The organism is Pseudomonas sp. GXZC (genome assembly GCF_026967615.1).
GTDB classification, from domain to species: Bacteria; Pseudomonadota; Gammaproteobacteria; order Pseudomonadales; family Pseudomonadaceae; genus Aquipseudomonas; species Aquipseudomonas azotoformans_A.
Genome location: NZ_CP114115.1, coordinates 3,095,453 through 3,108,036, shown reverse-complemented (window position 1 = coordinate 3,108,036; position 12,584 = coordinate 3,095,453). Strand labels below are relative to the sequence as shown.

Sequence of the window (12,584 nt, the reverse complement as noted above, 5' to 3'; positions counted from 1 at the left end):
CCGTCTCAATGCAGGCTGTCCGACTGCTCCAGGCGCAACAGCGCCTGCCAGGCAGCCCTGCACTCCTCCGCTTCATCGCGACTGGCGAACGCCGTACCGCGTTGCTCACCGTTGAGCAACACCACCCAGCAGGCCCTCTGGCCCAGCGCACGCAGGGTTTGGGGTACGCCACTGCCAATCATCACGGCGACATCGACTTTGTTTTGCATGGAGCTTCTCCGCAGCATTAGTTAGCTGGCTAACAATGTTGGCCATGCTACGGTTTTCTTCCAGTTGGAAAAAGCTATCCCCGGAATAGCTCCATTGCATAAACAGTAATAATCCCTAGCGCCCGCCCTTCGCTGCCTCGGGTTTATAGCCCAGGCGCAAGCCACCCCAATGCCGGCCCTTGACCATGATCGGCACCGACAAGTCGTGCATCAGCTCTCCGGTATCGCGGGTATAGGTTTGCAGCAAGACAGCCTGATGGTGGCTGCCACATCGGATTCCGGTGCGGTCTTCAAATTTGCGTTTGGTGCGATTCTGCACCGCATCCACCTGCGCATCGCCGGTCAGCGCGTGGGAAAACGCCTTGTTATGCGTCGGCACATAGCCCTGCGGCGTGCAGGCAATGGCAAAGACCAAGCCTTCATGGCGTGGCAGCAGCGCTTCTTGGATCGCCGGCAACACCTGGTCGGTGTAGCCGTCAAAGCGGGTGTGGTACTTAGTCGGGCGGGTGTTGGCAATCGGCGTGTAGCTGCGGTCGAACAGGTCGTCCAGGCTGATCCGGTTCTGCTGCACGTCGGCTTCGAATTGCGCGGCAATCCGGCTCGCCCCCTCGCGCGCCAGGTCGTAGATACGCTGGTGATAGTCATCCAGTCCAACTTCCGCCAAGCGCTCGCTGATGGTTTCGGCCTGCCCTTCCATCTGTACGGCAGCGTCGGCCAACTGGCGGGTTTGCTGATCACTGACAGCCAGGTCGCTGCGCATCTGTTCCACGGCATGGAACAAACTGTCGAGCTGGGTACGATTGGTGTCGGTGCCCTGGGCGATCTCATTGACCTGGCCTTCCACATCCGCCGCCAGGCTGGCGATGCTTTGCAGCTGCTCACCGGCGTGCTCCACCTGCTCCACGCCAGTATGCAGGTCCGCCGAGAGCTGGCGAATCTGCTCCACCACTTGGGCCGTGCGTTGCTGGATATCCGCGACCATCACCCCGACCTCATCGGTGGCGGTGGCCGTACGCCCCGCCAACCCCCGCACTTCATCCGCAACCACCGCAAACCCGCGCCCATGCTCACCGGCCCGCGCCGCTTCAATGGCCGCGTTGAGTGCCAGCAGATTGGTCTGGCTGGCAATGGATTGGATCACCAGGGTCACCCGCTGGATTTCCTCGCTGCGCAGGCTCAAGGCTTCGATCAGTTCACGGCTGGCGTTGGCGCGCTGGCTGAGCTGGTGCATGCGGGTGATCGACTGGGCCAGCACTTCACGGCCTTCGGTGCTGCGCTGGTGGGCCTGGCTGGCGGCACCCAGTGCTTCGCGGCTGAGTTGGGAGGTGACCTTTTCAGTGCCGATCATCACCTCGGCACTGCTGACAATCTGCTTCGCCGCGCCCAGCTGCGACTGCACGCGCGCGGCCAGTTGCTTGACCGAATAGGCCACACCGGCGGCGGACAACGCGTTATGACTGGTGGTGTAGGACAGGTCGCGCGTCAATTCGCCGATGGCATCGGCGGCATCGGAGGATGCGATAACAGGTGTGCGACTTTTCAATCGAGGCAGCCAGATCACCAGCAGAGCCAGTGGCAGGCAAAGGTAGAGCGGCAGGCTGGCGAGCGCCAATCCAAGCAGGACCAACACCAGGGCGGTGCTCTGCAACAGTGGCGTCAGCCAGCCGGGCAACCCGCGCGCCACCGTTTGCGGTGACACTGCTGCGCCCATCAGAGATCCGTCTCCAGCCATCTTCGTTACCCCACTGCTTGTCATTATTGTCGCTGCATTAAACGCCACTATCGGGCCATTATCCATGGGCCTTTAGTGGGGTAGCTTGCAACAGATCAATAGACCGGGTGTAACGGGTCTTTCCCTGGGAAACCGCAGGACGGTCCCCCAGCTTCACCGCATCAGGCTTGGCGCTGATGCTTGTCGATCTGCTCGTGGCGCTCTTGCGCTTCGATGCAGTACTTGGTGGTCGGGCTGATCAGCAGGCGCTTGAGGCCGATAGGCTCGCCGCTGTCATCGCACCAACCGAAGGAATCTTCCTTGATGCGCTCCAGTGCACGCTCCAGCTGCGGCAGCATGCGCTGGTCGCGGTCAATGGCGTTGACCAGCCAGGTGCGCTCTTCTTCAACGGAAGCAGCGTCAGCCGGGTCAGCCGGGGTGTCCAGGCTTTCAATGGCGATACGGTTCTGTTCAATGCGCTCGTGGTGTTCCACTTTCATGTCTTGCAGCAACTGCTCGAAAAAAGCGTGCTGTTCGGCATTCATGTAGTCATCCGCCGGCATGGCCAGCAACTTTTCCTTTGTCATTGATTTCTCTATAAAAAATACGTGCATTAAGGCGAATAAGGGAGCGTTCCGGCCGACCTCTGCAGGTCTCGGAAGGGCGCCATCCATTTCAAGCGCCACCCGGCACTCAATTTACGAGGGGCGGCAGTCTAAGGCCGACTTGAGGGCGCAGCAACTGAAAAGACAGGCAATTTTTCCGAGATAACCCCCAAAAGCACCAGGACGGGCTCGGCGAATGGTCATCGGAGTGCGTTTATAGCAGGAAAGTTCGTGAAGCAGCTATAAGCCGCAAGCTGCAAGCGACAAGCTGCAAACACTCGCCCTGCTTGCAGCTTGAGGCTTAAAGCTTGCCGCTGCGCTTCAGCGCTTGAGCTTGCGCTTGTTGCGATACTGGTCGATCACCACCGCCACCACAATGATCAAGCCTTTGATGATGTCCTGGATATACGCGTCCACTCCGACAAAAGTAAACCCGCTGGCCATCACCCCAAGGATCAGCGCGCCAATCACGGTGCCGGTGATACGCCCAACCCCGCCCGCCAGGCTGGTGCCGCCGATCACTGCCGCAGCAATCGCATCCAGCTCATAAGACATGCCCATGCCGGCCTGGCCGGTCGCGGCACGTGCCGAGGCCACCACGCCAGCAAGACCTGCCAGCAGGCCGGCGATGCTGTACACGATGATCAAGTGGCGTTTGACGTTGATGCCCGACGTACGCGCCGCCTGCATGTTGCCGCCAATCGCGTAGGTGTACTTGCCGTACTTGGTGTAGCGCAGGGCGATATGGAAGATCACCGCCACCACCAGGAAGATGATCACCGGCATCGCGCCATGGCCGATGGCCGTGTAGGAGTCCGAGAGCATGCTCACCGGCTGGCCTTCGGTGTAGTAACGCGCCAGGCCACGGGCCGAGACCATCATGCCCAGGGTCGCAATGAACGGCGGGATGCCGGTGACGGCGATGATGCTGCCGTTGATCGCCCCCGCCAGCAGCCCCACGCCCAACCCCATCGCCACCGGGATCCATACCGGCAAGTCGGTCAGGCTCGGGAACACCGCACGGGAAAAATCGGAAGTCTGGGCCAGACTCGCGGCGATCATCGCCGACAGCGCCAGCACCGAGCCGGAGGACAGATCAATCCCTGTGGTGATGATCACCTGGGTCACGCCGATCGCCAGCAGGCCGATGATCGACACTTGCAGGATCATCAGCACCAGGCGCTGGGAGTTCATCAGGAAACTCTGGTCCCGCACGATCCAGCCGAACAGCTCGAAGACCAGGCCGATACCGATCAGCACCAGGAAGATGCTCAGCTCGGTGGGCATGCGTCGACGACTTTTAGTGGGCACCGTCGCAGGTTTGTTGTCCGTTATTGCGTTCATAGCCAATCACCTTCTTATTCTGTACGTCAGTGGACTGCCGTCATCCCGGAGGCCAACTGCATGACTTTTTCCTGGGTCGCTTCGCTACGGTCCAGGGTGCCCATCAATTCGCCTTCGTGCATCACCATGACCCGGTCGCTCATGCCCAGCACTTCAGGCAATTCGGAGGAAATCATGATCACCGCCATGCCTTCGCTGGCGAGGAATGAAATCAATCGGTAGATCTCGGCCTTGGCGCCCACGTCGATGCCACGGGTGGGTTCATCGAGGATCAGCAGCCGCGGGTTGGTCATCAGCCAGCGCGCCAGCAAGGCCTTCTGCTGATTACCGCCGGACAAGGTGTCGATGCACTGCTCAAGGGACGGGGTTTTCACCCGCAGCTTCTTGCACATGTCTTCGCACAGCGCGCGCAGGGCTTTCTGTTGGATAAAGCCGTTGCCGGTGTAGTGCGGCAACACCGCCATTTCCATGTTTTCCAGGACCGACAGGCACGGGAAGAGGCCACTGAGCTTGCGATCCTCGGTCAACAGCGCGAAGCCTTTTTCGATGGCCATGTGCGGGTCGGTGATGCGCACCGCCTTGCCATCCAGGGTGATCTGGCCGCTGCTGCTGGGCGTGATGCCAAAAATGGTTTCCGCCACGTTGGTACGGCCCGAGCCCATCAGGCCAGCGATACCGAGGATTTCGCCGGCGTGCAGGTCGAACGACACGTCCTTGAACACGCCGTCCAGCGTCAGGTCGCGCACCGTCAGCAACAGGTCGCCGATGGGCGTCTCGCGCACCGGGAACAACTGGCTCAGTTCACGGCCGACCATCATCGAGATCAGGCTGTCGCTGTTCATGCTGTCGGCGCGCTGCAGACCGATGTAGTGGCCGTCTCGGAACACCGCCACTTCATCGGCGATGGCAAACACTTCGTTCATTTTGTGGGTGATGTAGACGATGCCTTTGCCCTGGGACTTGAGGTCGGCAATGATCGAAAACAGGTGGGCCACTTCCTTCTCGGTAATGGCCGATGTCGGCTCATCCATGATCAGGATGTCGGAGTCGTAGGACACCGCCTTGGCAATCTCGACCATCTGCCGCTCGGCGATGCTCAGGTTGCCCACATGTTCCTCGGGGTCCAGATTGATGCGCAGGCGCGCCAGCAATTCGGCAGTGCAGCGGTGCATTTCGCGGTGGTTGACCATGTGCAGGCTGTTGAGCTGCTCGCGGCCGATCCAGATGTTCTCGGCGATGCTCATGTGCGGCATCAGGTTGAGTTCCTGGTGGATCATCGCGATCCCGGCCTTCTGGGCCGCCAGGGGTGTTTCAAACACGATCGGCTTGCCACGCAGGCGGATTTCCCCGGCGTCGGGCTGGTAGATGCCGGCGATGATTTTCATCAGCGTCGACTTGCCCGCACCGTTCTCGCCCATCAGCGCCAGCACGGTGCCGGGGCGCACCCGCAATTGCACGTCGGCCAGGGCCACGACGCCGGGAAAGCCTTTGCTGATATTGACGATTTCCAGCAGGTAGGGTTCTTCCAGCGGCTGGGGCTGGATACCGGGAGGCTGCGAGACAGTCGCTTGAGCAAGCATAGGGAGGTACTCCATCGGCAGGGCGGGCACGACCGCCCTGCCGGCTTATTGTTGTTATGTAGGGACTATTTGAAGTCTTTGACGTTGTCCGGGGTGATCAGCTGGAACGGGATCACCACGTTCTGCTCGATAGGCTCGTTCTTGGCCATCTTGCGCGCCGTCTCCACCGACTTGTCGGCCTGACCCTTGGCGTCCTGGAAGGCCGACACGGTCATGTCACCCTTGGTGATCGCGTTCAGGCCATCCGGCGTGCCATCGACACCGGCGATCAACACGCCCTTCTTCCCCGCAGACTTCAGGGCCATGGACGCGCCGATGGCCATTTCATCGTTGTTAGCCAACACCGCGTTGAACTCACGGCCCTGGGTCAGCCAGTCGTTGACCAGGGTCATGCCCTTGTCACGCAACCAGATACCGGTCTGTTCCTGTTCAATCTTGATGCCGGGGTATTTAGTCAGGACTTCCTTCACGCCCTTGGTGCGGTTGGTGGTGGAGTTGTTCGCCAGGTCGCCCAGCAGGATCACGATGTTGCCTTTGCCGCCGAGCTTTTCAGCGATGTACTGCATCTGCAACTTGCCGGCCTCGACGTCGTCGGACGTCACTGCCGCGACGCCTGGGGCCAATGTCGGGCTGTCAGGGCGGCGGTTGACGAACACCAGCGGGATTTTTGCGGCGGTGGCGGCCTTGATGATGTTGGCCGTCGACGCGGTGTCTACCGGGTTGACGATGATCGCGTCGACTTTCTGACTGATAAAGTTCTCGACCTGGCTCAGTTGCTTGACCACGTCGGCACGCGCGTCTTCGAACTGCAATTGCACGCCATCGCCCTTGGGATAGGACTTGGCCTGCTTGTCCATGTCTTCGCGCAGGTAGGTCAGGAAGGTGTCATCGAAGGCGGACATGCTCACGCCTATCTTCAGATCAGCAGCCGAGGCAACACCGCTGGCGAGCAGCATGGACAAGGCCAGGGCGGTAAAACGGATCGGGGTCTTCATGAACGGTCTGTCTCCACTTTCTTGTTGGTTTTTTGGACGTTGCGTTTATCAGAGCTCGGCAGGCAGCCGGACGACGGGTGCACCGGGAATGCAGCACACCAGCGCGCCTTTGTTTTCGACGCACAGCACATTAAGGAAGGAGAAGTAGAACGGCCGGGCGCGGGGCAGACCGCGTGGCGCTTTGGCAGGGCGTAAAACTCGCAGTACAGCGTTGAAGATTTTCATCTGACGGTACCTGGTTGTTTTTGATCTTGTTTTTGTTGAGTCGCCCGGATCGAGCCCGAACGTACTTTATGCAACCTGGAAAAGACTTTATTGGAAAATAATTTCCATATCAACCTGTTTTAGAATTTTATTCTATTTTTGTTGAAACCACCTGCTGGCGCTCGGCGCTGAGCCGTGCGGCGTCCAATATACGGGTGGTTTCCAGGGCGTCATAGGCGTCCACCGGCAAGGGTCCCTGCCCTTGTACCGCCAGTTGCAACTGCCGATAGAACTGGGTCCAACAGCCTTTCTCCGAGGGGACTCGCTCACGCTCCGCACCTTGCTCGAACCAGCCCCAACGTCGATGCTCTTCGGCGCCCCAGTGCTCACCTTCGGTTTTAGGCGATTTGCCGGCCATTAGCGCCTCTTCCTGACCGTCCAGGCCTTCGACGGTGTAGCAACCTGCGCTGCCACTGACGCGAAAACGCGGTGCCTGGCTGTTTTGCAAAGCGTTGCCCCACAGGTGAGAGATCACGCCATTGGCATGGGTCAGCGAAACAAAGAAGCCGTGATCCACCGTGGGGTGTTCAGCGGTGTAATGCAGCTGGGCAAACACCCGGTCCACCGGGCCGAACAGTTGCAATGCCTGGTCGACCAAATGACTGCCCAGGTCGCGCAGCCAGCCACCACCACTGGCGTTGCCCACGGCCTGCGGGCTGTAGCGTTCCACACGGGATTCAAAACGGGTGATCTTGCCCAGGGCGCCGGCATCGATGAGCTTGCGCAGGGTCAGGTAGTCCGAATCCCAACGCCGGTTCTGGTACACGCTGAGCAGCGTGCCCTGGCGCTCGGCGGCAGTGATCAGCGCCTGGGCCTGTTCGGCGTTGGCGGCGAAGGGTTTGTCGCTGACCACGGTGACACCGTGTTCGATGGCCTCCAGCACCAGGGCCGGGCGGCCTTTGAGGGTGGTGGAGATGACCAGGGCGTCGACATCGGCCTCGACGATCTGGCCGATGGAGTCGAAGGCCTTTACACCGGGAAGGTCCGTGTTCAATTGCTGTCGTCGCTCCGGCGAGCGTGTCACCACGCCAACAAACGTAGCGCCGGGCAGCGTTGCAATCAGCGGCGCATGAAAGAAGCGCCCTCCGTGGCCGTAGCCGACCAATCCAATTCGCATGAGTAGATACCTTCTTGAACTGGAAACCGGATCAACTGTGGGAGCTGGCTTGCCTGCGATAGCAGTGTGTCAGGCAATGAATCTGGCACTGATAAACCGCTATCGCAGGCAAGCCAGCTCCTACAGTTTTTGACCGAGTTTCTTCATTGGTTTAGCCGTAGAAGTGCGGACGATCCGGCAGGCTCACCTTCACAATCTGCTCACTGTTCTGCGCCTCGATGCACGCATCCGCCGCCACCGCCGCGGCAAAGCCATCCCAAGCCGAGGGCCCGCCGACCTGGCCGGCACGTACGCTGTCGATAAACGCCTGCAACTCCACGTCATAGGCACCGATAAACCGGTCCTTCCAATCCATCAGGATCGCGTTGGACAGCTTCGCGCCACTGCGCAGTTGCACCTGGGACGGCTCCGGCAGCTTGGCGATGCCGGTCTCCCCCACCACTTCGCACTGGATGTCGTAGCCGTACTGACAGTTCACGAACACTTCCACATCAATGCGCGTGCCCTTGGCGGTTTCCAGCAGCACGATCTGTGGGTCGCGCAGGTGGGCCAGCGCCTTGCTGGATTTGCGCGGGAACACCACTTGCACCGACACGTAGTCGTCGTTGAGCAGCCAGCGCAACACATCCAGTTCGTGGATCAGCGTGTCGGTGATCGCCATGTCGGTCTTATAGTTCTCGCCCACCGTCGGGTTGCGGTGCGCGCAGTGCAGCATCAGCGGCTCGCCGATCTGGCCGCTGTCGATCACGGCTTTGAGGGCGCGATAGCCTTCGTCGTACGGGCGCATGAAGCCGACCTGCACCAGGCGCTTGCCGAACGCAACCTCCGCATCGACGATTTTGCGACAGCCTTCGGCGGTGACCGCCAGGGGTTTTTCGCAGAACACCGGCTTGCCGGCAGCGATGGCGGCCAGCACGAATTCTTCGTGGCTCGGACCCCAGGAGGTGACAAGTACCGCTTCAACTTCCGGGGAATTGATCAGCGCATGGCCGTCGGCGTATACCTCGGCACTGATATTCAAGTCAGCCACCACCTTGGCGGCCTGCTCCAGGTTGATGTCGGTCACCGCCACCACCTGGCTGTTGAGCAAGGTCTGGCTGCAACGACGGATATGGTCCCGGCCGATAGCGCCTGTACCGATGACACCAAGCTTCAAAGACATACAAACACTCCTCTTTTTATTAGTACTGCCGGGCCTTCGCCAGGTGTTCATTGAGTTGTTTCGCGGCGGCATTCGTGCGTTCGCTGGTGGAGACCTGCGCCACGCCCACCCGCCACCACGACAGGTAGCCGTGGATCATGGTCTTGGGCAGCACCTTGATATCGATCAACGTGGATACGGTTTGCGTACGCGCATCGGCCAGCGCGGCTTGCAACTGTTCCACGCTGCTGACCTTGTAGGTCTTGCAGCCATAGGCCGCTGCGCTCATGGCGAAGTCCACCGGCACCAGGCCACCGTCGAGCTTGCCGCTCTCGGGGTTGCGGTAGCGGAACTCGGTGCCAAAGCTGTCCATGCCGTTGCCGATCTGCAGGTTGTTGATGCAGCCGAACGCCATGTTGTCCAGCAGCACCACGTTGATCTTGCGCCGCTCCTGGATCGAGGTAGCCAGCTCCGAGTGCAGCATCATGTAGGAGCCGTCACCGACCAGGGCGTAGACCTCTTTGCTCGGTTCGGCGAGTTTCACGCCCAAGGCGGCGTTGATCTCGTAGCCCATGCACGAATAGCCGTACTCGACGTGGTAGGTGTTCACGCCCTTGCTGCGCCAGGCGCGTTGCAAATCACCGGGCAGGCTGCCGGCGGCGGCGACGATGATGGCGTCGTCGGCCAGGGTTTCATTCAGTACCCCCAGCACGCGGCTTTGGGTCAGGCACGAGCCGGTCAGCTCGATAAATTCACGCAGCACCGCGCGGTCCAGATGGTCGTCGACCTCAGGCACAAAATCGTCACCGGCATATTCGACCTGATGCACACGGTCCACTTCGGCGTCCAACTGCGCCTTGGCCTCGCTGATCTGCCCGCCCCAGCCGGAACGGTAATCGCCCAGGGCATCCGCCAGTGCTTCCAGGGCGACTTGGGCGTCGGCCAACACCTGCACGCCGTCCAGTTTCAAGGCATCGCAGGGGCTGATGTTGAGGTTGAGAAACTTGACGTCGGCGTGCTTGAACAACGACTTGGATGAGGTGGTGAAATCGGTGTAGCGCGTGCCGATACCAATGATCAGGTCAGCCTCGGGCGCCAGCAGGTTCGCCGCCAGGCAACCGGTTTCACCAATCCCGCCGACATTCAGCGGATGGCTGGACACCACGGCGCTCTTGCCCGCCTGGGTTTCCGCGAAGGGAATATCAAAGCGTTCGGCAAAGGCTTGCAGCGCGGCATTGGCGCCGGAGTACTTCACCCCGCCACCGCAGATGATCAGCGGTTTGCGCTTGCCACGGAAGGCGGCCAATGCATCACCGATCATCGCGGCCGTGGCCGGGCGGCGGTCGATGCGGTGCACGCGTTTCTGCAGGAAATAGTCCGGATAATCCCAGGCCTCGGCCTGCACGTCCTGGGGCAATGCCAGGGTCACCGCGCCGGTCTCGGCCGGGTCGGTCAGCACGCGCATGGCGTGGATGGCGGCGGTCATCAACTGCTCGGGGCGGTTGATGCGGTCCCAGTATTTGCTCACCGAGCGGAAGGCATCGTTGGTGCTGATGCTCAAGTCGTGGAATTGCTCGATCTGTTGCAGCACCGGGTCAGGCTGGCGGCTGGCGTACACATCGCCGGGCAACAGCAACAACGGGATGCGGTTGGCCGTGGCGGTCGCGGCGGCGGTGAGCATATTGGCGGCGCCTGGGCCGACAGAGGCCGTGCACGCGTAGATCTTGCGGCGCAGGTGCTGCTTGGCGAAACCGATGGCAGCATGGGCCATGCCCTGCTCGTTGCGGCCCTGGTGCACCACCAGGTCGCCGGCGTCCTGTTCCAGGGCCTGGCCCAGCCCCAGCACGTTGCCGTGGCCGAAAATCGTGAACACCCCGGCGACGAACTTGCTCTGCACGCCGTCGACTTCGATGTATTGATTATCCAGGAACTTCACCAGGGCCTGGGCCATGGTCAGTCTTGTTGTGGTCATCTCGCGCCCCTTATCGTTTCTGCAGGTGGGCGATGCTTGCCCCCAACGCCTGCTGGATATCCGCCAATGCATGCACGTTCTCGGCAAACGGTTCGAACGACAGGTAGCCGCTGTAGCCGGTGCTGAGCAAGGTGTCGATCTGCGCGGCGTTGCCCAGGATGTCGCCCTCGCCCACCAACACGCGGTGGCCGTCGCGAATCGAATTCAGCGGCGCCTCGCTATCGTCCACGCCGGAGATATGCACCAGCCCGGTCAGTTCCGGGAAGAACTCGTGTTCGCTGGCCAGGTGATGATGGAAGGTGTCGTGCACCAGTCGGAACACATCCAGGCCGCCGATGGACTTGATCGCCTCCACCGCCACGCGTTTGCGCCGCAGGGCGCATTCTTCAAAACCCAGGGGCTCAATAAAGCCGAGAATCCCGTAGTCGCGCAGGATCGGCGCCAGCTCGCTCAAGGCCGTGCGCAAACCGGCGGCACGCTGGGCTTCGTTGCGCGTGTCGCCCGGCTCATTGAGTGGGCACATCACCAGGCCCTGGGCCCCGCATTCACGGGCGTAGGTCGCCAGCTTGATCGCCTGGGCCCGGCGTTCGTCGTTCCACACATCAAAGGGGTACAGCGCGTTGATCGACAGCACGGTGATGCCCTGCACCGCGCACAGTTCACGCACGCGGCTGGCCGGGGTGCCGAACTCGATCTGCTTGTCGGCCAGGTCATTGCGGATCTCGATGGCATCGCACTTGAGCGTTGCAGCCAACTGGATGAAATCCGGCAGGGACAGATGCGGAGCAACCATGCGGTTAAGGGCGAAACGTAGAGGCGACTTCATTTATTGTTGTTCTCCGTCCAAACCGCTGATTAGAGGTCCAGCAGCCAGCTGTGCTGCGGGTCGTTGTGGAAATGCCAGGCACGCTTGGGGCCGGCCATCACGTTCAGGTAATAGGACTCGTAGCCGTAAGGCACGCTGACCGGGTGATACCCCTTGGGCACCACCACCAGGTCGCTGTTTTCCACGGCCATGGCCTGGTCGATGCTGCGGTCGTCGGTGTAGACGCGCTGGAACACGAAGCCCTGGGGCGGGTTGATCTGGTGGTAGTAGGTCTCTTCCAGGAAGCTTTGGTGCGGCAGGTCGTCGGTGTCGTGTTTGTGCGGCGGGTAGCTCGACGAATGCCCGGACGGCGTACGCACTTCCACCACCAGCAGCGAATGGGCCGGCTCGCTGTCGGGCAGGATGTCGCACACGTAGCGGGTGTTGGCGCCCTTGCCGCGAACGCTGCGCTTGCAGTTTTCGGGGCGGATCAGCCGAGGTTCGTAGCCCTCTGCGCCCGGCGCCGCGCACACGGCAATCTGCACATCGCTCAACGCGGTGACCTGGGCATCGGTGCCCGGTGGCAGGTAGGCGGCGAACGGCGATTTGTCTTCAAACACCGATTGGCGATCACCCAGGTTCTGCCAGTTGAAGCCTTCGCCTTCGATGTTCACCCGGCCGCTGAGCAGCACCAGGCACAGTTCTTTATCACCGGCGCTGACCGGCAGGGTTTCCCCCAGGCTCAGGCGGTAGGCGCAAAAGCCCACGTACTCCAGGCGCCCGGCTTCGAGGGCGACCATGGTCTGGCCGCGTTTACTGCTTTTGACCAACAAGCTCATCA

12 protein-coding genes are annotated in these 12,584 nt (G+C 61.2%); all 12 read right to left on the bottom strand.

The window, feature by feature from the left end:
• Positions 1 to 5 precede the first annotated feature (5 nt).
• The 12 genes from OZ428_RS14515 to iolB all read right to left on the bottom strand — a co-directional run bounded on the left by OZ428_RS14515 (position 6) and on the right by iolB (position 12,582).
• Positions 6 to 209: a hypothetical protein gene (locus OZ428_RS14515; RefSeq protein ID WP_033898225.1), complete on the bottom strand. Its 204-nt coding sequence runs from the start codon at positions 207 to 209 to the stop codon at positions 6 to 8.
• 115 nt (positions 210 to 324) lie between these two features.
• On the bottom strand, positions 325 to 1,557 hold the full coding sequence (locus OZ428_RS14510) for a methyl-accepting chemotaxis protein (protein ID WP_442964839.1): 1,233 nt from the start codon (positions 1,555 to 1,557) through the stop codon (positions 325 to 327).
• Between the two features lie 545 nt (positions 1,558 to 2,102).
• Entirely contained in the window at positions 2,103 to 2,507 is a 405-nt protein-coding gene (locus OZ428_RS14505; protein ID WP_010564800.1) for a TraR/DksA family transcriptional regulator, read from the bottom strand.
• Positions 2,508 to 2,846: 339 nt separating this feature from the next.
• Positions 2,847 to 3,869 (bottom strand): ABC transporter permease, encoded by a 1,023-nt coding sequence (locus OZ428_RS14500; RefSeq protein WP_016975559.1) that lies wholly within the window; start codon positions 3,867 to 3,869, stop codon positions 2,847 to 2,849.
• 26 nt (positions 3,870 to 3,895) lie between these two features.
• Complete coding sequence (locus OZ428_RS14495) at positions 3,896 to 5,449, bottom strand: sugar ABC transporter ATP-binding protein (protein WP_033898222.1); 1,554 nt, start codon at positions 5,447 to 5,449, stop codon at positions 3,896 to 3,898.
• Between the two features lie 65 nt (positions 5,450 to 5,514).
• Positions 5,515 to 6,444, bottom strand: coding sequence for a sugar ABC transporter substrate-binding protein (locus tag OZ428_RS14490; protein ID WP_038848453.1), 930 nt, complete (start codon positions 6,442 to 6,444; stop codon positions 5,515 to 5,517).
• A gap of 48 nt (positions 6,445 to 6,492) precedes the next feature.
• Positions 6,493 to 6,669, bottom strand: a complete 177-nt coding sequence (locus OZ428_RS14485; RefSeq protein ID WP_177004141.1) for a hypothetical protein — start codon at positions 6,667 to 6,669, stop codon at positions 6,493 to 6,495.
• Between the two features lie 127 nt (positions 6,670 to 6,796).
• On the bottom strand, positions 6,797 to 7,825 hold the full coding sequence (locus OZ428_RS14480) for a Gfo/Idh/MocA family protein (protein WP_269133849.1): 1,029 nt from the start codon (positions 7,823 to 7,825) through the stop codon (positions 6,797 to 6,799).
• A gap of 151 nt (positions 7,826 to 7,976) precedes the next feature.
• Positions 7,977 to 8,987 (bottom strand): Gfo/Idh/MocA family protein, encoded by a 1,011-nt coding sequence (locus OZ428_RS14475; RefSeq protein WP_038848455.1) that lies wholly within the window; start codon positions 8,985 to 8,987, stop codon positions 7,977 to 7,979.
• 19 nt (positions 8,988 to 9,006) lie between these two features.
• A complete protein-coding gene (gene iolD, locus OZ428_RS14470) occupies positions 9,007 to 10,938 on the bottom strand; it encodes a 3D-(3,5/4)-trihydroxycyclohexane-1,2-dione acylhydrolase (decyclizing) (RefSeq protein WP_269133848.1) in 1,932 nt (643 codons plus the stop codon).
• Between the two features lie 10 nt (positions 10,939 to 10,948).
• Positions 10,949 to 11,764 (bottom strand): TIM barrel protein, encoded by an 816-nt coding sequence (locus tag OZ428_RS14465; RefSeq protein ID WP_269133847.1) that lies wholly within the window; start codon positions 11,762 to 11,764, stop codon positions 10,949 to 10,951.
• A 29-nt stretch (positions 11,765 to 11,793) separates the two neighbouring features.
• The gene (gene iolB, locus OZ428_RS14460) at positions 11,794 to 12,582 is read right to left on the bottom strand and encodes a 5-deoxy-glucuronate isomerase (RefSeq protein ID WP_033898212.1); all 789 of its coding nucleotides are present in this window, start codon (positions 12,580 to 12,582) and stop codon (positions 11,794 to 11,796) included.
• Positions 12,583 to 12,584: the final 2 nt, after the last annotated feature.